This is a genomic window from Streptomyces sp. NPDC111656 (genome assembly GCF_055656965.1).
In genome coordinates this window covers 138019-158073 of record NZ_JBVKCA010000020.1, presented here as the reverse complement: position 1 = coordinate 158073, position 20055 = coordinate 138019, and the positions used below count along the sequence as shown (strand labels likewise).

General features: G+C 68.9%; 18 protein-coding genes and 2 pseudogenes. 10 read left to right on the top strand and 10 right to left on the bottom strand.

Going from position 1 to position 20055, the window contains the following annotated elements:
• Positions 1–971, top strand: a 971-nt coding sequence (locus ACZ7M3_RS41760) for a ScbA/BarX family gamma-butyrolactone biosynthesis protein (RefSeq protein ID WP_472070738.1), incomplete at its 5' end; no start/stop codon positions are given.
• A 62-nt stretch (positions 972–1033) separates the two neighbouring features.
• Here the strand turns inward: ACZ7M3_RS41760 and ACZ7M3_RS41755 are convergent.
• Positions 1034–1290 (bottom strand): annotated as a pseudogene (locus ACZ7M3_RS41755) (transposase); the annotation flags it as partial.
• A gap of 318 nt (positions 1291–1608) precedes the next feature.
• On the opposite strand from ACZ7M3_RS41755, the gene ACZ7M3_RS41750 reads away from it, so the two are divergent.
• The gene (locus tag ACZ7M3_RS41750; protein ID WP_472070736.1) at positions 1609–2829 is read left to right on the top strand and encodes a GNAT family N-acetyltransferase; all 1221 of its coding nucleotides are present in this window, start codon (positions 1609–1611) and stop codon (positions 2827–2829) included.
• Between the two features lie 562 nt (positions 2830–3391).
• On the opposite strand, the gene ACZ7M3_RS41745 is transcribed toward ACZ7M3_RS41750, so the two are convergent.
• Positions 3392–4495: a sensor histidine kinase gene (locus ACZ7M3_RS41745; protein WP_472070734.1), complete on the bottom strand. Its 1104-nt coding sequence runs from the start codon at positions 4493–4495 to the stop codon at positions 3392–3394.
• Entirely contained in the window at positions 4492–5157 is a 666-nt protein-coding gene (locus tag ACZ7M3_RS41740; RefSeq protein WP_472070732.1) for a response regulator, read from the bottom strand. Before ACZ7M3_RS41740 ends, ACZ7M3_RS41745 begins: the two co-directional genes overlap by 4 nt.
• Before the next feature lie 176 nt (positions 5158–5333).
• Here ACZ7M3_RS41740 and ACZ7M3_RS41735 point away from each other — a divergent pair, with 176 nt between their 5' ends.
• The 3 genes from ACZ7M3_RS41735 to ACZ7M3_RS41725 all read left to right on the top strand — a co-directional run bounded on the left by ACZ7M3_RS41735 (position 5334) and on the right by ACZ7M3_RS41725 (position 9442).
• A complete protein-coding gene (locus ACZ7M3_RS41735; RefSeq protein WP_472070730.1) occupies positions 5334–6569 on the top strand; it encodes a DUF418 domain-containing protein in 1236 nt (411 codons plus the stop codon).
• Positions 6570–6687: 118 nt separating this feature from the next.
• Complete coding sequence (locus ACZ7M3_RS41730) at positions 6688–7368, top strand: histidine phosphatase family protein (protein WP_355312464.1); 681 nt, start codon at positions 6688–6690, stop codon at positions 7366–7368.
• A 976-nt stretch (positions 7369–8344) separates the two neighbouring features.
• Positions 8345–9442, top strand: a complete 1098-nt coding sequence (locus tag ACZ7M3_RS41725; RefSeq protein WP_472070728.1) for a DUF4037 domain-containing protein — start codon at positions 8345–8347, stop codon at positions 9440–9442.
• Positions 9443–10074: 632 nt separating this feature from the next.
• On the opposite strand, the gene ACZ7M3_RS41720 is transcribed toward ACZ7M3_RS41725, so the two are convergent.
• From ACZ7M3_RS41720 to ACZ7M3_RS41705, 4 genes and pseudogenes are all read right to left on the bottom strand, one after another.
• Complete coding sequence (locus tag ACZ7M3_RS41720; protein WP_472070726.1) at positions 10075–10449, bottom strand: zf-HC2 domain-containing protein; 375 nt, start codon at positions 10447–10449, stop codon at positions 10075–10077.
• A gap of 147 nt (positions 10450–10596) precedes the next feature.
• Positions 10597–11292, bottom strand: a complete 696-nt coding sequence (locus ACZ7M3_RS41715) for a response regulator transcription factor (protein WP_060896883.1) — start codon at positions 11290–11292, stop codon at positions 10597–10599.
• Positions 11264–12493 (bottom strand): sensor histidine kinase, encoded by a 1230-nt coding sequence (locus ACZ7M3_RS41710; protein ID WP_388535903.1) that lies wholly within the window; start codon positions 12491–12493, stop codon positions 11264–11266. Before ACZ7M3_RS41710 ends, ACZ7M3_RS41715 begins: the two co-directional genes overlap by 29 nt.
• A 238-nt stretch (positions 12494–12731) precedes the next feature.
• Positions 12732–12970, bottom strand: a pseudogene (locus tag ACZ7M3_RS41705) (IS5/IS1182 family transposase); the annotation flags it as partial.
• 55 nt (positions 12971–13025) lie between these two features.
• On the opposite strand from ACZ7M3_RS41705, the gene ACZ7M3_RS41700 reads away from it, so the two are divergent.
• Complete coding sequence (locus ACZ7M3_RS41700; RefSeq protein ID WP_472070724.1) at positions 13026–13829, top strand: DUF1963 domain-containing protein; 804 nt, start codon at positions 13026–13028, stop codon at positions 13827–13829.
• A 274-nt stretch (positions 13830–14103) separates the two neighbouring features.
• Here ACZ7M3_RS41700 and ACZ7M3_RS41695 read toward each other — a convergent pair whose 3' ends face one another.
• The 3 genes from ACZ7M3_RS41695 to map form a co-directional block, all read right to left on the bottom strand.
• A complete protein-coding gene (locus ACZ7M3_RS41695) occupies positions 14104–15267 on the bottom strand; it encodes a serine hydrolase domain-containing protein (protein WP_472070722.1) in 1164 nt (387 codons plus the stop codon).
• Between the two features lie 543 nt (positions 15268–15810).
• Complete coding sequence (locus tag ACZ7M3_RS41690) at positions 15811–15960, bottom strand: hypothetical protein (protein ID WP_472070720.1); 150 nt, start codon at positions 15958–15960, stop codon at positions 15811–15813.
• 430 nt (positions 15961–16390) lie between these two features.
• Positions 16391–17158, bottom strand: coding sequence for a type I methionyl aminopeptidase (gene map / locus ACZ7M3_RS41685; RefSeq protein WP_452976257.1), 768 nt, complete (start codon positions 17156–17158; stop codon positions 16391–16393).
• A gap of 68 nt (positions 17159–17226) precedes the next feature.
• Between map and ACZ7M3_RS41680 the strand changes: the two genes are divergently transcribed.
• The 4 genes from ACZ7M3_RS41680 to ACZ7M3_RS41665 all read left to right on the top strand — a co-directional run bounded on the left by ACZ7M3_RS41680 (position 17227) and on the right by ACZ7M3_RS41665 (position 19975).
• A complete protein-coding gene (locus ACZ7M3_RS41680) occupies positions 17227–17502 on the top strand; it encodes a helix-turn-helix domain-containing protein (RefSeq protein WP_472070718.1) in 276 nt (91 codons plus the stop codon).
• Between the two features lie 538 nt (positions 17503–18040).
• Positions 18041–18553 carry a DUF1259 domain-containing protein gene (locus ACZ7M3_RS41675; RefSeq protein WP_472070716.1) on the top strand — a complete coding sequence of 171 codons (513 nt, stop codon included), beginning with the start codon at positions 18041–18043 and terminating at the stop codon, positions 18551–18553.
• A gap of 7 nt (positions 18554–18560) precedes the next feature.
• On the top strand, positions 18561–18770 hold the full coding sequence (locus tag ACZ7M3_RS41670) for a DUF1259 domain-containing protein (protein WP_388535884.1): 210 nt from the start codon (positions 18561–18563) through the stop codon (positions 18768–18770).
• Positions 18770–19975 (top strand): cytochrome P450, encoded by a 1206-nt coding sequence (locus tag ACZ7M3_RS41665; protein ID WP_452976261.1) that lies wholly within the window; start codon positions 18770–18772, stop codon positions 19973–19975. The genes ACZ7M3_RS41670 and ACZ7M3_RS41665 overlap by 1 nt, the downstream gene beginning before the upstream one ends.
• The last annotated feature ends 80 nt before the right edge of the window (positions 19976–20055 follow it).

Sequence of the window (20055 nt, the reverse complement as noted above, 5' to 3'; positions counted from 1 at the left end):
CCACCCCCATGCCCCGCCTCACCACCACCGTCCCCCGCGAATACGTCCACCGCTCCACCCTCGCCGAGGTCTTCCTCACCGGCTGCGAACAAACCGGCGACACCCACTACACCCTCACCGCCCAATGGCCCCGCGCCCACACCTTCTTCACCACCCCCGACGGCACCCACCACCACCCCCTCCAAGCCGCAGAAACCATCCGCCAAACCGGCCTCTACCTCGCCCACGCCGAACTCGGCATCCCCCTCGGCCACCACTTCCTCATGCGCAACCTCCACCTCACCACCCACCCCCAACACCTCACCATCGGCCCCACCCCCACCGACCTCACCCTCACCGCCACCTACACCCCCCACCACCCCCACACCAAACGCCCCACCGACTTCACCATGCACATCACCATCACCCGCAACGGCCACCCCACCGCCACCGGCACCGGCCGCTTCACCTGCCTCACCCCCACCACCTACCAACGCCTCCGCCACCCCCACACCACCACCCCCACAGCAGACACCACCACCAACACCAGCACCGCCGCCACCCAACACCAACCCCCCAACCCCCCACCCACCCACTACGGACGCACCCTCCCCCACGACATCGTCCTCACCCCCACCCCCCACCCCCACACCTGGCAACTCACCCCCAACCCCCACCACCCCATCCTCTTCGACCACACCACCGACCACATCCCCGGCATGGTCCTCCTCGAAGCCGCCCACCAAGCCGCCACCGCCCACACCCACCCCACCCACCCCAACCACCCCACCACCCTCCACGCCACCTTCCACCACTACACCGAACACCACACCCCCACCTACATCACCACCCACACCACCCGGAACAACAACACCGACAGCGACCCCACCCCCACCACCCACATCACCGCACACCAAAACAACACCACCGTCTTCACCGCCCAACTCACCACCCACACACCCGTCCCCCAAAGGACCGTTTCACCCCGGTGAGGTTGTTGGCTTCGAGGTTCAGGTGTCGCGCCAGTTCGGGGTGAAGCGGGACATCACATGCTGTGGCACTTGCGGCCCGCGACTTTCGTGCCGGCACCGATGCCCCGGTCGGCCGCGGGCACGTTCGCGGAGGTCTCCTCGCTCTGCGCTCCCAGCACGATGCAAAGTCATGTGGCAGGTATCGCCGAGGAAGGCCGGTGCGGGCGACGGAGAGAACGGCGTCCATGATGCGGCACACGTCGTGTTCGGGCGGGCGGCCGATGTCCAGGACGTTGCCTCTCAGCTCGGCCCGCCAGGTGGTGAGCGTAAGCCCGGTCAGTCGCCGGCATGCATCGGAGAGGTCACGGGGATACGCACAAGTAAGGTCAAGCGGGGGCGCCTTGCGATCAGGCGGGAACGAACTGACGGAAACGGGCCAACCAGCGATGCCCCTGTCGCATCCGCCGCATCGAAGGCGTCTGCCTCAGTGGCCGGACCTCGCCGAGCCCGACCACCGCAACTCACCCCCCGCGGCAGGGCTGGGACCGGGCCTTGCTGTGATCGGCCGTAATCCGCTTGACCTGGCCACGGGTCGACGCTGCACTGTGGCGGGACACCACGAGTCGTGGTGCCGTACCCCAGGGAGGCAGCGGCAGCGATGAAGATTCGTCCCACGACCGAACAGGACCTCGACGTCTTCGTCGACACACTCCATGCCGCGTTCGGGCGCTTCCCTGAAACCCCGACCGAGGGCAGCGGGGTCTGGTGGTCGGCGCTCGAAATGGACCGCAACCTGCTCGCCCTGACGGCGGACGGGCGGCCCGTCGGCACCGCCGGTGCGTACGCCTTCGAGCTCACCCTGCCCGGTGAGATCCTCGTCCCGGCCGCCGGGGTGACCGCCGTCGGCGTCCTGCCCTCGCACCGACGCCAGGGCGTGCTCAGCGCGATGATGCGGCATCAACTCACTGAGCTGCGGGCCCGAGGGGAGTTCCTCTCCGTGCTGCTGGCCTCCGAGGCCCTGATCTACCGCAGGTTCGGCTACGGACCCGCGACCTACACACAGCGGCTGACGGTGCCGCGCCACCAGGCCGCCCTCGCCCTCCCCCGGGCGCGCGGAACAGCCGAGGCCCCAGAGACCGGCTCGGTCGAGGTGCTGCGGCGTGCCGAGTGCGGCGAGATCCTGGAAGAGGTCTACGACCGCTACCGCCGCGCACAGCCCGGCGCGCTGTCCCGGCCGCATCGCTGGTGGGCCTTGGGCGCGGGGCAGCCCCCGGTCGCTTCGGCGCCGCGCTACGTCGCCGTCCACCGGGACGCCGACGGCGTCCCGGACGGGTACGCCAGCTACTCGACCGGCGAGCCCAGCACCTTGACGGTGGACGAGACCATCGCCGCCGACGACGCCGTCTTCACGGCCCTGGCCCGGTTCGTGCTCGGACACGACCTGGTCACTCAGGTCGTGTTCAAGCACTTCCCGCCCGAACACCCACTGCGCTGGCAGCTCGCGGACTTCCGCGCCGGCCAGGTGAGCCATGACACCGACTGGCTCTGGGTACGGCTGCTGGACGTCCCGCGTGCGCTGACAGCGCGCGGCTGGTTCATGGACGGCGAGCTCGTCCTCGACATCGACGACCCGTTCCTGGGCGAGCACGGCCGCTACCTGCTGACCGTCCGGGACAGCAAGGCCGACTGCGTCCCGACGGACCGGGAGCCCGACCTGTCCCTGGACGTGAGCGACCTGGGCTCGATCTACCTCGGCGGTACCGTCCCGAGCACGCTCGTGCGTGCCGGACACATCCGGGCCCACCGCCCGGGCGCAGCCGCCCTCGCTGACGCCCTCTTCCGCGCCGAGCGCTCCCCGCACTGCCTGCACTGGTTCTGACCCCACGCTCGCCGACCCAGCACAAGCGATGAACAGGGGGACCTGCTCAGGCGGGTGGTTCCGTGGCCACGTCGGGCCGCACCTGGCGACAGTTGCCGACGGGATTCAGGCCGTGCTGGCGGACCGTGTACTGCCGCTCCACCACGTGATCCTGGATGCGCTCGTCAGCCGTGGAGGGCTGAGCTGATGCCGGTGTGCGATCGGCTCGGTGAGCATCCGCGCTATCGACCCCTCCGGCCGCCTGGGCTGCCGCCGGTGGGTAGTCGGGCGAACCGCCTCCTTGCTGGCGAGCTGCCGGTCGCCTCCACCGACGCTACGAACGCAAAACGGAACGCTTCCTCGGCTTCCTCGGCTTCCTCGGCTTCGTCGGCTTCGTCGGACTCGTCGGACTCGTCGGACTCGTCGGACTCGCCGCATGTCTGATCGGATACCGCCGACTGGCGAAGGCGGTCACGTCCTGAGCCGGTTGCACTGCGGATCGAAGCGAATCAACGCCATCGAGTCGGCGAACGCCGCAGCAAAGGCAGAGGTCTCATTCGCCATGCTCCAGCACATTGGTCCGTCACGACTCGCCCTCGGCTGGAAGCTCGAGGTCCAGTTCGTAGCCCCCGTCGGCCGTTGGACCGGAGGTGACGGTGCCTCCAAGGAGTGCGGCGCGCTGCCCCAGTCCGACCAGACCATGGTGCGCACTGGGCAGAGGGAGAGGAGGCCGGGTCGGTGGGGTATTGGTGATCGTGGCACGGATGGCGCCGCCCTCGTTGCGGATACGAACCGTCGCACTCGTCCCGGGTGCGTGCTTGCGTACGTTGGTCAGCGCTTCTTGGACGGTGCGGTAGATGGCGCGCTGAACGGTGGGCGGAAGGTCGTCGGACACGTCGGTCTGCAGCTCGACCTGGATGCCGCTGTTGTCGACCAGCCGCTCAAGGTCGGCCAGGGACGGCTGCGGTGTCAGCTCCGTGGGGCGGCCCCCGGAGGCACGCAGGACGCTGACCATGTGCCGTAGTTCGTCCAGGGTCTGCACGCTCAGCCGCCGGATCGTGGCGGCGGCTTCCTTGACTTCGGCGTCCCGGGCGCCGACCTGAAGGGCTCCGGCCCGCACCGCGATCAGACTGACCTGATGGGAGACCACGTCATGCATCTCCCGGGCGAGCTGCGCACGTTCCCTGGCCAGCACGGCCTGGGCGGTCAGCAGCCGCTTGTGGTCGCGCGCCTCGGAGATCTCGGCAAGCCGCTGCGACAGATCGCGCCGGGTCTGGACGAGTTGGCCCAGGAAGACAGGAGCGGCCGCCGTCGCCGCGGTGTAGCCCAGAGTGACGAGGGTCGAGGTGGCCGCGAGGTTCCAGTGCAGTGACGGCCATGAGGTCATGTCGCAGATCGTGAATGTCGCCACGCAGACGGCCAGCAGGGCGCGGTGTCGGCTGAATGAGGCGAGAGTGTACAGCGCGGCCAGCGCGGCGAAGACCGCGTCGGAGACCAGGACGGCGGGCAGCGTGAGCAGGAACGTAAGCAGCGGCCGGCGACGGCGCAAGAGAAGAGAGAAGGCGGCGACCAGGGCGCATCCCAGGCGCAGCGACTCGTCGATGTGGACCTTGACCCAGACATCGAGCAGCGAGGCTCCGACGAGGATGGCGTCCAACAGCAGGGCGGGCGGGCGGCGAGGGGTCATCCCCCCTCCTGGTCCCGCGGCGGTTTGAGAAGGCAAGCCCATTCGGCGAGCCGGGAGGCCTGGATGCGGCCGCCCACCTTGAGTTCCGTGAGGATGGCGCTCACGTCGTCCTTGACCGTGCTCGTGCTCAGCTGCATGCGTGTGGCGATGTCGCTGTTGGACAGTCCCTTGCCGATGAGGACGAGTACGGCGCGCTCGCGGTCAGTGAGTCGGGCGAGGCTGCGGGCAGCGGGTTCCTGGGGGCCGGCGTTCGGACAGACGTCCACGACCGTCCGGGTGACCTTGGACGAGAGTACGGTGCCGCCGGCGGCCAGGGTCCGCACCAGGAACGGAAGCTGCTCGGGGTCGGTGTCCTTGAGCAGGAAGCCCGCGGCGCCCGAGCGAAGTGCCGTTGCGACGTGTTCGTCCAAGCCGATTGTCGCGAGCATGGCCACCACCGGAGGGTGGGGCAACCGGCGGAGGCCGGCCAGGACGGTGAGGCCGTCGACGTCCGGCATCCGGATGTCCAGAAGCACGACGTCAGGACATATCTCCTGCGCCACCTGAAGCGCCTGGCTGCCGGGAACCGCCGCCGCGACCTCGATGTCCTGCGCCGCGTCGAGGATGTACTGAAAACCCTTGCGGATCAGGGCCTCGTCGTCGACCACCATTACTCGGATCACGGGTGCTCCACTCACCATGGGACCACTGTCCGATTCGTACCATGTCGTGACACTCCCGGCTGGTTCACAGCATCGAATCCAGCCAGTCGGCGGGGGCTGCGTCGGCCAGTCGGCGGGGGCGGTTCCGGACACCTGCCGGATGGTTGTGACGCACACCGTCCAGGACCCTGGATCACATGTTGCACGTCGTATCAGAGGTCGCACCGTCCGGGGCGGCATCCGCTGTGGGGGCGGATCCCGCACCCTCCCTTACGGCGTCAACAGGACGGCTGATCGGACTCGACCTGGCCCGCGGCCTGGCGGTGTTCGGCATGTACGCGGCTCACGTCGGCCCCGACCCGTCGGTGGGCGGCCCGCTGGGCTGGGTGATGGAAGTGGCACGCGGCCGGTCCTCTGCCCTGTTCGCCCTGCTTGCCGGGTTCACCCTGGTCCTTCTCACTGGTCGGCCACAGCCACGGACGGGGCGAGCCGGGCGGCAGGCCATGGGCAGGGTACTGACCCGCTCCGCCGTCCTGGTTGCCCTGGGATATGCCCTGACCTGCCTGGACACCTCGGTCGACGTGATCCTCGCCGCTTACGGAATGGTCTTCCTCCTCGCCCTTCCGCTGTACCGGCTGCGAGCCGACACCCTGGCCGTCATCGCCGCGGCGACCGCGCTCGTACTGCCCCAAGTCCTCTATGTGCTTCGGGCCGCGGTCGAGGGCGGAAGCTGGGCCGACGCCGTCATCGCCCACGACCCGCTGGCCCGGATCACCGATTCGGACGGGATCGTTGAATTGTTCATCACCGGCGCGTACCCGGTACTGACCTGGCTGCCCTTCGTCATCGCCGGAATGGCAGTGGGCCGACTCGACCTCGCCAAGCCCGGCGTACGCGCCACGATCACTCTCCTCGGCAGCGGACTGGCCCTGCTCGGCTACGGCGGCTCTTGGCTGGCCCTGAACCTGGTCCCCGGCGCGCAGGCAGCCGTGAGCGCGACGACGGACGGCGGGGCGGCCGCATCGGCCTGGTGGTCCGACACCGTGGGCGACCCCACCACCATTACCCCGGACTGGCTGCTGGTGGCCGCGCCGCACAGCCAGACGACATGGTCGATCCTGGGCAACACCGGCGTCGGCCTCGTGATCATCGCCGCCTGTCTCTTCGCCATGGAACGGTCGGCCCGCCTACGGCGGCTTGCCGCGCCCGTCATCGCGGTCGGCTCGGTCTCCCTGACCGCCTACGCCGGCCACATCATCGCCATCAAGGCCCTGGGTATCGACGACCTGCCGACGTCCGCCGCCCTGCCGGCCCTGGCCTGCTTGGCCGCGGCCAGCATGCTGCTGGCCGTCGCCTGGACCCGGGCGTTCCGACGAGGACCACTGGAGTACATGCTGCACGCCGCCACCGCACCCGCTCGCCTGATCAACTAGCCGACTTGGTCGAAGCCCCTGCCAGGACACAAACTCCATCGCCGATTCCGCGGCGCCCACGGTTTCCGAAGGTCTCACACCATCCGGCGTCACGCCGGGCCAGGAAAGAGGTAAGCCGATGTCGGTCCGCCTGACATTCATGTGCGCGACAGCCGGGGACACCAGCAGGAACGCAGTCTTCGGTGACGGTCTCCTCAGCGAGCACGGCCTGCGCGAGGCTCGCGCCGTCGGAGCCGCACTCCCCCCGTACTCGCTGGCCATCCGGGCACCGTCGACCCGCTGCGGGCAGATCGCCGACGCTCTCGGCCTGAACGCCACGCTCGAACCCACGCTGCGCGACTTCGACTACGGCACGTGGCGTGGGCGCACAGTCGGCGAAGTCACCGCGCACGACCCCTACGGGTACGGCGCCTGGCTTACAGACCCGGATGCCGCGCCACACGGAGGCGAGTCGGTACGCCAGCTCTGTCGCAGAACCGCCGGCTGGCTCAGCAGAGTGCCGCCTGGCACGGGTGACGCACTGGCCATCACCGAGCCGGCGATCATCCGGGCCGCGCTCGTCCATGCTCTGTCCGCACCACCAACAGCCTTCTGGCATTTCGATGTGCCACCCCTGTCCGCGGTCTCCCTCACCTTGCGTGGCGACCACTGGAACGTCCGGCCCGGGCCCGTCACCCCTGGAGGAGTGGGCACCAGTCGCACGGTTCCCGTGCCGTGTGTCGCCGCACGGAATCACACGACGCTCCTGTGGAACGAGACGGCGAACGACGAGCGGTACGACCTCGTCGCCTGGGTGTGACCCGCGAGCACGCTCATGTGCTGCCGTCGGATCGACCGCAGGCCGGGGGCCCTCCGCGGACCGCCCCCGGCCTGCGGCGACGACCAGGTCCGCCCGCAAACACTCCACGCGCGCCGTCATCACGCAGGCGGACTCGTTGTCCTGGTCCATTCTCGCGGCCACGGTGACCAGGCGCGGAAGCTCAAGTGGGAGGGCTGGTGGCCTGCGCGGCGACCGCGTCGAGCCGGCCCAGTCTTCGCAGCACGCGCGTGGCGTTGGGCACAAGCCGGTTCCCGGCACCGGCCTCGGGAACCGCTGCCTACCCCGCTTGCGCGATGGAACATCGGGCGGGTGACCCTGCTGGGCGACAACACGCAACGCGATGGTGCCGTTCCAAGCCCAGGGCGCGGCGCAGGCGATTCGGGACGCGGCCGTGCTCGGCCACGCCCTCGCGAGTGCCACGTGGCCCAAGGTTCCCGGCACGCTCGACCGGTACGCGAGCCGACGGCTCTCGACCGCCACCTGCCGGAGGGGGCTGAGGCCCAGGCGCGGAACGCCCGCATAGCGGCATGTGCGGCCGTCCGATCGCTCGCACAGACGACGCGACCAGCCATTGCTGACCTGCCTACTGCGGACCTGGCGACCTGGCGACCAGACGCACCTGCCGCAGCTGCCACTCGATTTCCTGCCGATACGGTACCGAGCGGCAGCCTCGCTCAAGGTCTCGACCACCACCCGGACTTCGGGTGCGAAGCCACGCGCTCCGCGCACCGGTTGCCCCCTGGTCCGCGATCGTTGGGGAGACCGCGAAGGATCTTGACGCCGGGGACACCGAAGCATGGCCCGAAGTGACGTCGAGGAACTCGACGCCGCCTTGCAAGAGTTGGCCCGCCACTCCTCATGCCCATGGCTTCCTCACGAGTGGAAGACGGCGTGAAGGCGCCACGCATGCCCCGCCATAAAATGGGCACGGCTTGCTGGCATGAGCGTCACGAATATGCCAGCTTTCATTCCCGGCCTGGAACTCTCCCGCCGCTTGTACACCGAAGCAGTACGCCCCCTGCTGGAGGAAGCCTCCCCCGCGATCCCTCACTCCGCAGCACGCCTGGGCAGCGGCTCAGAGGTGCTCGGCTTCGACACCCCACGCTCCGCCGACCACGAATGGGGCCCCCGTCTCCAGCTCTTCCTCCGCCGCCAGGACGTCTCCCGGCACGCGGGACGCATCAGACACGTACTCGCCGAGCACCTCCCGAAGACCTTCCACGGCTACCCCACCCACTTCGCCCCCACCGGCGACCGCGGCATCCGCGTCATGCGGGCCGCCGACGGCCCCGTCCACCACCGCGTCGAAGTCACCCACCTCTCAGCATGGTTCACCGACGCACTCGGCTTCGACCCCTCCTCCGGCATCACCCCGCGGGACTGGCTCGCCACCCCCACCCAGCTCCTCGCCGAAGTCACCGGCGGAGCCGTCTTCCACGACGGCCTCGGTGAACTCGCTCCCTTACGAACGGCCCTCCGTTGGTACCCGCACGACCTCTGGCTCCATGTCCTGTCCTGCCAGTGGCAACGCATATCCCAGGAGGAAGCCTTCGTCGGCCGCTGCGGCGAGGTCGGCGACGAGCTCGGATCCGCCGTGGTCGCCGCCCGCCTCGTGCGCGACCTGATGCGCCTGTGCCTCCTGATGGACCGCCACTATCCGCCCTACAACAAGTGGCTCGGCAGCGCGTTCGCTCGCACCCCCATGGGCCCTCGCCTCACCCCCGACCTCACCGCCGCCCTCGCCGCCACCGACTGGCGCGACCGCGAGCAGCATCTGGCACACGCCTACGAGACGGTCGCGGACCTGCACAACCAACTGGGCCTGACCGACCGCGTCGACCCCGCCACTCGCCCCTACCACTCCCGACCCTTCCAGGTCCTGCGCGCCGACCGTTTCTCCAAGGCCCTCACGGCCCGCATCACGGACCCGACACTTCGCGATCTGCTGCCCGTCGGCTCCGTGGACCAGTTCCTCGACAGCACCGACGTCCTGAGCCGCCCGAAACTCACCCGCGCGGCAGGCCACGCCGTACGAAAATCCAGGTCAGAGTGATCCTGACCTGACCTTCCGAGCCAGCAGCGTGCCACGCCACCGGCCCAGGAGTTGACGAGGAAGTTCTGGAGCATGATCCGGCCGGCGCTCAGACCCCCAGCTGTGGCGTGCCAACGCGTTGTCACGGGCTCCGGGCTCCCGGACTTCGACGTGCTCGTGGGCACCGTATCCGTACGGGTACGGGCCGTGGCACAGGGCCGCGCGGTGGCCGCGCGCTGCGTGACATGCGAGGCCCTCGTTCTCTACCGCGCCGGGACTGGTCCGCCTGGAAAGACAGACGCCTGGCATGTAGCCAATGCCGCGCCTGCGCAAGGAGTATCGAGCCGGGGACGATCGGCCGACCGGAGGTCTGTGGCCGGCATCCCTCTCCCGACCGTCGGTCCGGCCATCGCCGAACGAGGCGTTCCGCAGCTCGTAACAGTGGGAGTCCGGGCTGGCGTTCCGTGGCACGCAAGCAGCTTCGGGCTGCACCCTGTGTCGTCCAACTCCAACGATCGTGGGGCGGTGGACCCCTCCGCCGTCCGTCTCTGCATCAACCGTACGAGTGCTCTTCGCCGGTCGCAGGTGAGACGCCGCAGAAGGGTCCCCTTGCCGTTCCGCCCCAGGCACGTCGTCGCTTCCGCGAGGTCTGCTCACCGGATGTGCGACGTGGTCCTGCTGACCCATTGGGACAGCGTGAGCTGCATGGTCAGGTTCGCTCGGTGTGGCCTGCGGTGACGGGGCGACGCGTGGCCGCGATCGGGCCGGGTGGCCGCGTGCGTCCGCGTGCTTCGGCCTTTGCCGCAGGCCAGCGCGTCACGCAGAAGAGAGAGGTGAGCGGGCACGGCCACGAGGCGGTCGTACTCGCCCCGGCATGTGTGGCAGGTCGCCAGGTGAGCCCGCACCGCGCCTGTCTCGTCGGGGGCGAGGGTCTTGCGTTCGCTTCCGGCCAGAAGCTCACGGATCGAGCGGCATTCCTCGAGGGCCGTCTTCTCGTCGGGCTTCGTCAGGCACTGGGTTGCGGTCATGGTGAAACCTCCGTTCAGGGTTTCACCTTGGCTCAGGAGCGGCCCTCAGCGCGTCGTCCTCGCGCAGCGACTTCCGGCTACCACGGCTGCAGTACGCGACACGTCGGTCTGCCGCTGGGACAGAAGGTGGACGCACTGTGTCGGCGGCTATGCGGGTTGCTGGGATTGATCTGGTTCCGTAGCCGGACTGACCAGCCCGCACTGGTAGGCGATGACGACGAGCTGGGCGCGGTCACGAGCTGCCAGCTTGGTCATGGCTCGGTTGATGTGGGTCTTGGCGGTCAGGGGGCTGACGAACAGGCGCTCGGCGATCTCGTCGTTGGACAGGCCCAGCGCGGCGAGGCTCGTGACGTCGCGTTCCCGCGGTGTCAAGCTCTCCAGCCGCTCGTGTACGGCCGCCGGGCATGGATCCGGCTGGGCCAGAAACCGCGTGATCAATGCTCGCGTCGCTGAGGGGGACAGCAGCGCCTCGCCGTCTGCGACCGTTCGGACGGCATCGAGAAGTTCCTCGGGTCGCGCGCCCTTGCCGAGAAAACCACTCGCACCCGCACGCAGCGCGTCGGCGACGTGTTCGTCGTCCTCGAAGGTGGTCAGGATGAGCACCTTCACACTTGCGAGATCCTCGGACTCGGTGATGAGGCGTGTCGCCTCGAGGCCGTCCATCTCTGGCATGCGGATGTCCATCAGGACCACGTCCGGGCGCTGTGAGCCGGCCAGCTCGACCGCCTCACGGCCATTGGACGCCTCGGCCACGGTCTCCATGTCATCCGTGGCGTCGAACAGCATGCGGAAGGTGCCCCGCAGCAGAGCCTGGTCATCGGCAAGCAGTACGCGAATCGTCATGCTCATGTCTCCGATTCCCTGCCGGACCGGGGCGCAACGGTAGTTCCGCGGTCACGGTGAACCCGCCTTCGGGGCGCGGTCCCGCATACAGCGTGCCCCCTATCGTGGTGGCCCGCTCACGCATCCCGATCAGCCCATGACCGGCCCCCGGGTGAGGATCGTGCGGTCCGGCGCACCCGTCGTCCTCGACGGTGATCGTCAGCCGTTCGCCGTGGTAGTGGAGGAACAGCCGGGCATGGTCGGCCCCGGCGTGCTTGCGCACATTGGTCAAGGACTCCTGCACGATGCGGTACGCGGCCAGGTCGACCGCCGGTTCCAGCGGTTCGGTGATGCCCCGCCACGTGTCGCTCACGGCCAGCCCGGCGCGTTCGAACGACGCGAGAAGTGCTGGTACTTGCGCGAGGCCCGGCATCGGGTCGCGGAGCGCCACCGGCTCGTCGGACTGCCGCAGCAGGCCTACGGTCACCCGCAATTCGTCCAGCGCGGAGCGGCTGGTGTCCCGGATGTTCTCCAGAGCCGTCAGGATTTGTTCCGGGCGCTGGTCCACCAGGTGGACGGCGACGCCTGCCTGAGCGTTGATCAAGGCGATGTGGTGCGCGACGATGTCGTGCAGCTCGCGTGCGATCCGAACGCGTTCGGCCGCCACTCGCTGCTGTGCTTCTTGCTCGCGGGTGCGCTCGGCGTGCTCCGCTCTTTCCTCCACGGCCGCCACGTAGGCGCGCCGTGAGCGCAGCCCGTCCCCGACGGCGGCCGGCAGGGCCGTCCAGGCCACCATCGCGGCTTTGTCCGGGTCCAGCCACGAATTCGAGGTCCATATCGCGTCGGCGCCCACCAGGATGGCAGCCGAGACGGCTGCCGCGGTCCAGGCGGTACGCCGGTCGGTCCGCAGCGCCACGTTGTAGACGGACGCCAGAACCGGGCTTGTCACCAGCGGGCTCTCCCGAAAGCCGAGCATCTGAAAGAGCACCCCGCAGCCAATGGTGACCGCCAGTACTCCGAACGGGTGACGACGACGCCAGAGCAACGCGGAGCAGCCGACGGCAGCCAGCACCACGGCGGACCAGCGCAGCACGAACTCGTGCTCGTGCGGGTCGACCGAGGCAGCCACCACCGACAGCACGCACAGCACAGCCACGCCCAAGACGTCGAGCGTGCGGCTCGGGGCTCGCCCTCGCCGCCTCCAACCGTTGAGCACCGTCATGCCATCACCGTAGGGTCGGCGGCCGGGTCGGGCATCGTTTCACCACGGCCCGATGCGGAGTGAGAACTCATCGACGCCGCCGACACTGCCACGGTGCTTGTTCTGAGTGCAGGGCAATTTTGCGGGCTGTGTCCGCGTCGTTCGTAGTGGCTGAGCTCGAAGGATCCGTTTGGCTGTCGGCGCTGCGTACCAGCTCGGCGTTCCGTGGTGGCACCTGCCCGCACACCTTTGCGGGCGATGCGGTACCTGGCTGCCGTAGGCATCGGCGCAGGTGGTCGCAGTCGTAGCCCTTGTCAATGTGGAGCCTTGCCGGCCTTCGCCGAGGCGATCCGCGGCGCGAGCGGATGGACGGGATCCCCGCACCAGTGGCTGCAGAGCCTGGTTGCCATGAAGGTTCGCGCCGGAGATGCCGATGCAATGGGGCAGCCAGGTGCGTCCAAGGTCGCTTTCCGTACGGCGCTGTCGGGTGGGCGCTGGCCGACGGCGAAGACCGTGGCCGCGTTCGTCGTATGCGACGATCCGCGACATGTCAGTGGCCCATGGCACGATCGCGCGCATGGCATCGATCGACGAGCGGCTCGTTCACGAGACAGCCGCCGAGTACGGCGTTCCCGGACCTGTCGCGCAGGAGTTCATGGCCCGGTTCCGGCCATGCCTCTATCTGGTGCCGCACAAGGAAGTGCCTCCGCCCCGGCGGGAAAACGTCCGCTCCGCCGCACGAACGGGCGGGCTACCCGCACTGCCGGACGGGGTGGACTGGCCCGAAGGGAGAGCGCCGCTCGTGCTGAGCGTCGACTGCGCGGCCCTGCCCCACGACGTACTGGACATCGAACTGCCCGTCGATGGACACCTGTTGTTCTTCACCGAGATCGAGTACCCGCCAGAGTCGTCCGTGGTGTTCCACGTCTCTGCCGGAGCACGCACCTCGGAGCGCGCCGCAACGTATGAATTCAACGGTGAGGCCGTGCAGATCAAGGTCTACGAGCCACGCACTTTGTATCCCGTGCCCGGACTGACCCTCGACAGCGACTGGCAAGGGGGCCCGCAGACCCGCGCGTTCTTGGACGGCGACGGTGACGAGGACACGCTGGACAGTTTCGAGGAAGCCATCCTCGACGCGGCCTTCGGCGGACATCGCCCCGGTGTCGGCGTGCAGATCGGCGGGTTCTCCGACCCGTGGGACATGGCACCGGACCAGGGCGATCTCGTGCTCTTCGCGCAGATGGCCGGGCAGGCGATCGACTACGACGTTTTCACCATGAACCTGATCGTGGGGACACGGGAGGACATCGCCGCCGCAGAGTATGTCGGCCTCCGGTACGAGCAGCAGTGCTGAGCCGGGCCCTCGTCGTAGGTGTGGGTTGACAGTGGGTAGTGGTTCACAGCCAGAACCTGGGTGAGCGCACCGCCCGCGGCCACACCGCCGAGTGCGGCGCCGGCACTTCACGGTCTCCGTACCGGCGGCGACCGCCGCCTCGCGGCCTGGTCGGCGCCTCCGGCACCACCCGCTGACACACTCCCCACGGCCCGTCGGGGACCGGGCGATCGACCATAAACACACATACAGGTCAGCGAGATCGCCCATGAAGATGATCTCCAAGTGGCGCGGTTCAGCGGCACAGGGCCGTGTCCACGACACCGTCCATGCGCTCCTTGACTGCCTGGCTCGGCTGCATGGTCACGGCGACGTTGGCCGCGCGGCCGTCCTCGGTGACGCCGCCTCGGGTCTCGTACCCCGTCATGCTGCCGCCGTGGCCCCAGTACACCCCGCCGCACGACAGTGGCGTGCTCACGAGTCCCAGCCCGTAGCGGGCACCGGCGGGAAAGGGGTAACTGGCCGGGACGGTGGTGCGCATCTGGCCGAGCTGAGCCTTCGGGAGAAGGTGGCCGGCCAACAGCGCGGAGAAGAACCGGTTCAGGTCGGAGTCGGTGGACACCATCTGGCCCGCAGCCCAAGCCCAGGAAGGGTCCCATTCCGTGGCGTCGACCAGAGGCGCGCCTGCCGATTCCTGGTAGTAACCCCTGGGATGGCGCTCCCGGATCATCTCCTCTCCTGGGGCGGGGAAGTAGGTGTGGCGCAATCCGATGCGTTTGATGACTCGCTGGTCGATCTCCTCGGCGAGGGGACGGCCGGTGACCTTCTGTACGATCAGGCCGGCCACCAGGTAGTTCGTGTTGCTGTAGGCCCAGTTCGTGCCGGGGGCGAAGTCGGCCTTGTGCTGGAGCGCGAGGTCGAGGAGTTCGCGGGGGTCGTAGTAGCGGATGTCGTCGCTAAGGTACTTGCTGTAGTTGGGAAGTCCGCTGGTGTGCTGGAGCAGTTGGCGGACGGTGATGTGACGTCCGTCGATCCCGTCCCCGCGGACGAGACCGTGCAGATAGGCGTCGACCGGGGCGTCAAGGCCGATCTTGCCTTCACCGACCAGTTGCAGCACGACCACCGCCGTGAACGTCTTGGTGTTGCTGCCCATGCGCACCTGACCGTCCCGGGGCACCTTCGCTCCGGTGGCCAGGTCACCGACCCCTGCGGTGTAGGTGCGGGTGGGGCCGCCACGGTCTTTGACGCTCGCCAGCGCGGCGGGCACGCCGTCGGTGTACACCAGCGCGTTCAGGCCCCTTTGGACGGTGTGCGGCCTGGTGGCGGCAGACGCCGCGGGCGGGGCCAGGGCGCCCATCGTCATGACGCCGACGGCCACCGCGGCCGCGGCCGACGCGGCTCTGCGCCGACCACTCCGCCGCCCGGACGGACGAAACCTCTGCCATGCCTGCTCACGCACGAGCCAACTCCCATGGAATCATTGGGTAACCACCGGCTGATGGGCTCAGCATCTCGGAAGCGACCACGCGGGACGATCGTGGTACCCGCCCACCTCCAGGTAGGGCTAACCCCCGCCGCTTGGTTGGCGGGGAACGGGGGCCGGGGACGCCCTGGGCGCGGTGGCAGCGTCAGGAGATGCAGACGCGACGTCGAGCCGGGCCGGCAGTTCATCCGAGGCGGAGGTGGTGAACCTCCGATGGAAAGGCTGTGCGGCGGCGTTGTGGCGGTCTCCGAATGCCCGGAGCCGATGCCGAACCTCGCTGAGGTCCGTGAAGTCGTCGGCGAGACGACCTTGCGCTGGACGATCGAGAAGACGGTCTCGCTCTGGTGGCCTTCGTCCCCCGGCGAGAGGATCCATTGTCGACGTTCCAGAAGACTCGTCCGGCACTGGCGTAGAGCTCGGTGGTCATGGCCTGGGTGAACAGGTTCATGAAAGGCACGATGCCTGTTATGGGTTCGCGGCGGCATCGCGCCTGGATGGAAGTCTTCTCGTCCGCAGAGATCACGTACCGTCCTCGCCCAGCGCGGTGCCGTCGAAGGTGCGGGTGTACAGGTCCAGCACCCGCGCGGCCTTGGGCCGAAATGCGGGGTCGCGTACAAAGATCCAGGACTGATACTGCCAGGCTTGAGGGCGTCCTGCTTGAGCCAGCACCGCACGGTGGAAGGGGAGATCGACCCGGCGATGGACCGGCCGACCACCGACCGGACCGCTTGCGGTCGGCGAGGGCGGGGCAGGCCGCCGGTGGCCAACCTGCCCCGCCAGGTGCGCGTCGGCGCAGGGCGGTTGACCGCCCCGAACCATTCACCCCGAGATCGGCCGTGTCCCTTCCACGCCTGCGACCCGAGCTGTCTCGCTGACCCTGACCACCTCCGAGCAACACCGGCTCAAGGAAATGGCCTCTGGCCACAAGACCCCGCATCAGGCCCGGCAGCGCGCAGCCATCGTGCTGCTGGCAGCTCGTCGGGCTCCAATGCCCGGAAATCCGCGCAGACCCGGCTGCATGTGGACACGGTGTCAGTGCGTCGGTGCATGGCCGAGCGTGGCCGGTGTGTCTGGCTGCCGGGTTGGAGCGGATTCGAGGTCAGGGCAGGGTGAGGATACGAGGGCCGTCCTCGGTGATGGCGATGGTGTGTTCGATGTGTGCGGCTCGGCTGCCGTCGATGGTCCGCAGGGTCCATCCATCGGGGTCGGTGTGGTAGTCGTTGCGTCCTCCGGCCATGAGCATGGGTTCGATGGCGAGGGCGAGGCCGTGGCGCAGGGGGAAGCCGCGGCCGGGTCGTCCGTGGTTGGGCACGTGCGGGTCTTCGTGCATCTGGCGGCCGATGCCGTGGCCACCGAAGTCGGCCGGCATGCCGCAGTCGGCCTTGCGGGCGACCGTGCTGATGGCATGGGAGATGTCGCCGATCCGGTGGCCGACCGTGGCGGCGGCGATGCCGGCGTCCAGGGCCTGCTGGGTGGCGGCGATGAGTTCGAGGTCGGCGGGGCGAGGGGTGCCGACGGTGAAGCTGATCGCGGCGTCGCCGGTCCAGCCGTCGAGTTCGGCTCCGCAGTCGATGCTGACCAGGTCGCCGTCGCGCAGGCGGTAGTCGTCGGGGATGCCGTGCGAGACGGCGTCGTTGACGGAGGCGCAGATCACGGCGGGGAAGGGAGTCGGGGCGAAGGAGGGCTGGTAGCCCAGGAACGGAGAACGTGCTCCGGCCTTGGTGAGAACGGCGCGGGCGGCTTCGTCGAGCTCGCGCAGGCGAACTCCCACAGCTGCCGCCGCGCGGGCGGCTGCGAGTGCATGGGCCACGACGCGCCCGGCTTCTCGCATCGCCTCCAGTGCCGTGTCGGTCTTGATCTCCACCATGTGTCGTGACTCCCCTGCGATGCGATGCGACGCTAACCAATACTTATACCGGTATTAGTATCACGGGCATGGTGAGAGTTCCTTTGAGTCCGCAAGAGCGGCAACGCGGAGAGCGCTTCGGGATCCTGCTCCGCCGGGCCCGCGGGGACCGCAGCATGGTCGACGTCGCAGCGGCCGCAGGGGTGTCCGCCGAAACGCTCCGCAAGATCGAGACCGGCCGAGCCCCAACCCCGGCCTTCTTCACCGTGGCAGCCCTGGCCCACGCCCTGAACCTGTCCCTGGACGACCTGGCCGCCGCCTGCGCGGAAGGGACCGAAAGCGGCGAGCAGGCCATGCCGGCGTGACCGTCAGGCGCGCGCGATCCAGGACTCCGTGGCCTGGACTACGTCTTCCGGTCGGACGGCCTGGAGCACCTTCGCCAGGCGGCGGGTGTGTACGGCTGGGGCGGGTTGGACGGCTCTGCTGCGCCACTTCTCACTGAAGCGCGGCAGCGACAGGCCCGCACACATAGGCCATACGGGTGACGCACGTCGCCGAAGTAGGCCGGCGACACCTACACGACCGCCCGGGGCGACCTCGTAGTCGAGTCGTGGCGGGTAGCACGGACAGCCTGGACGGGGGCAGACAGGCGCCGTCCGCCACGATCCTGAGCGGAGCCGCGCTGCCCGCATCACCACACCACTCGGCGCCGCGTCACCCTTCGGCCGCCACGGCATGTCCGGCAGACGCCGGCTGGGATGACTTCGATGGCTCGCGCGGCGAGCTGCTGTGCAGGCGCGGGCCATAGGCGGCAGCCAGTTAGCCCACCTGGCGGGATGTGGCTGTGCCGATCAGCGTTCCGCGAGGTCTCCTGTGCTTCCATCGCGCCAGGAGGCATATGACATGGCTGACAAGCGACAACAGGACACCCATTCTCGGCTCACCCTGTCCCGGCGCCGTGTGCCGACCGCGGCCGCCCTTGCGCCCGCACTCACCGGTGTGCCTGCCAGGGCCCGCGCACTGTCCGCCGGACCGGAGGACCGCTCCCCGGCCGAGCCGGTAATGACCAAGCCAGCGGACTCAGCAGGCGTGGGCGACGCTCTCGGGCCGACCGGTGACCTGAGGCGGTTCATGTTCCACACGGGCTTGCCGCGCCGGGACCTCACGGCCTTGTCTCGCGGTATCCGGATCAACCGCGCGCTCGTTCTGGGCACGCGCGTGTCCTACGTCCGTCACCCAGACCGCTGCACGCTCCTGCTGGGCGACGCCGTGGTCACCGAGCGCGAACTGCAGATTTTCAGATGTCCGCCGCGAGACCGTCGCCGACGGCCCTGCGATCCTGCCCCCGAGACCGGTCGCCACCACCTCCGTCAACTTCCAGCCGCTCGGCGGCTGAAAGGCCGCCCTCAGCGGTGACCTGGTCGTGATCGCCAAGGAAGTCCAACCCGTCCTCGTGGCCCTGCCGCGCGGTGGCGCCACACTCGGCGAGGCGCGCCACCACAACCTCACCGACGATCCACACCTGTTCTTCGTCCACTACTGGGCCGTCGGCGATGCCGTCGGCCTCGCCAAGGCCATTCGCCGGGCCGTGGACACCACCAACGTCGTACCCATGCCCGGAGGAGCCGCCTGATGACCGCGGACAACGAGACAAACATCTGCCCGTTCGACTTCAGCGAAGCCCTGGAGTTCGACCCTGAGCTCGCGGACCTGATGGACCGCGATACCCCCACTCGCATCCGGCTTCCCTACGGCGATGCGGACGCCTGGCTGATCACCGGATTCGACGCCGTCAAGCAGGTGACCACCGATCACCGGCTCAGCCGGGCCGCCATCATCGGCCACGACTACCCCCGGCTGACCCCGGAGCCCATCGTCTCGCCCGAATCGATCAACGTGATGGACCCGCCGCAGAGCAGCCGTGTCCGCCAACTGGCGTCGCAGGCCTTCACCCAGCAGCAGGTCGACGGAATGCGGAGCCGGATCATCTGGCTCGCGGACGTCCTGCTGGACAGGATGGAGGAGGACGGCTCGCCGGCCGACCTGGTTCAGTACCTCTCCGACCCGCTTCCCCAGCACACCATCCTGGACCTCCTCGGCGTCGACCAGGAGGACTGGCCCCAGATGCAGGAATCCGTGCGCCAGTTGCTCGTCGTCGGCGCGGGCAACAAGGAGGCCGCGGCGAGCGCCAAGGCCGATCTGACCTCCTACTTCGCCAAACTCGTCGAGCAGCGCCGGAGCTCACCCGGCAAGGACCTCATCAGCGCGATGGCCGCAGCGCGAGATGGCAAGGATCAGCTCGACGACAGGGAACTGGCGGTCATGGCACTGACGCTGACGCTCAGCGGCCAGGACACGGCAACGTGCCAGATCAGCGACATCGCATACCTGCTCCTGACGCGTCCCGAGCTGATGGAACACCTCAGGCGTCGGCCGGATTCCCTGACTGACGTCCTGCAGGAGATGCTCCGCCACATCCCGTTCCGCAAGGGGGTCGGTATCCCCCGGGTGGCCCTTGAGGACCTTGAGCTGGACGGCGTACAGATCCGGGCGGGCGAATTCGTCCACGTGTCGTACCTGACGGCCAACCGTGACCCGAAGCGCTTCCCGGACTCGCACGTCCTCGACCCCGACCGGCCGTACCAGCCGCACATGACGTTCGGCTGGGGCGGACACCGATGCATCGCGGTGCCCTTGGCCATGGCGGAGATGGAAGTGGCGATCGGGCGTCTCTTGAAGCGCTTCCCCGGGCTGCGGCTTGCGGTACCGCCGGAGGAAGTGCGGTGGGACACGGACACGATCCGGCGCTTTCCGCTGGAGCTGCCGGTGGCTTGGTAGGAACGCCTGAAGCGCGCCGGACCTGATGGGCTCGCTGGTGCATCGGCTCGCTCAGCCGATGCGAGCCCTTCAGGTAAGGA

Excerpts from the sequence above, each read along its gene's own strand:
- ACZ7M3_RS41750 (WP_472070736.1), top strand. The coding sequence starts at position 1,609 with ATGAAGATTCGTCCCACGACCGAACAGGACCTCGACGTCTTCGTCGAC.
- ACZ7M3_RS41745 (WP_472070734.1), bottom strand. The coding sequence starts at position 4,495 with ATGACCCCTCGCCGCCCGCCCGCCCTGCTGTTGGACGCCATCCTCGTC.
- ACZ7M3_RS41735 (WP_472070730.1), top strand. The coding sequence starts at position 5,334 with ATGTTGCACGTCGTATCAGAGGTCGCACCGTCCGGGGCGGCATCCGCT.
- ACZ7M3_RS41730 (WP_355312464.1), top strand. The coding sequence starts at position 6,688 with ATGTCGGTCCGCCTGACATTCATGTGCGCGACAGCCGGGGACACCAGC.
- ACZ7M3_RS41725 (WP_472070728.1), top strand. The coding sequence starts at position 8,345 with ATGCCAGCTTTCATTCCCGGCCTGGAACTCTCCCGCCGCTTGTACACC.
- ACZ7M3_RS41720 (WP_472070726.1), bottom strand. The coding sequence starts at position 10,449 with ATGACCGCAACCCAGTGCCTGACGAAGCCCGACGAGAAGACGGCCCTC.
- ACZ7M3_RS41715 (WP_060896883.1), bottom strand. The coding sequence starts at position 11,292 with ATGACGATTCGCGTACTGCTTGCCGATGACCAGGCTCTGCTGCGGGGC.
- ACZ7M3_RS41710 (WP_388535903.1), bottom strand. The coding sequence starts at position 12,493 with ATGACGGTGCTCAACGGTTGGAGGCGGCGAGGGCGAGCCCCGAGCCGC.
- map (WP_452976257.1), bottom strand. The coding sequence starts at position 17,158 with ATGGTGGAGATCAAGACCGACACGGCACTGGAGGCGATGCGAGAAGCC.
- ACZ7M3_RS41680 (WP_472070718.1), top strand. The coding sequence starts at position 17,227 with ATGGTGAGAGTTCCTTTGAGTCCGCAAGAGCGGCAACGCGGAGAGCGC.
- ACZ7M3_RS41675 (WP_472070716.1), top strand. The coding sequence starts at position 18,041 with ATGGCTGACAAGCGACAACAGGACACCCATTCTCGGCTCACCCTGTCC.
- ACZ7M3_RS41665 (WP_452976261.1), top strand. The coding sequence starts at position 18,770 with ATGACCGCGGACAACGAGACAAACATCTGCCCGTTCGACTTCAGCGAA.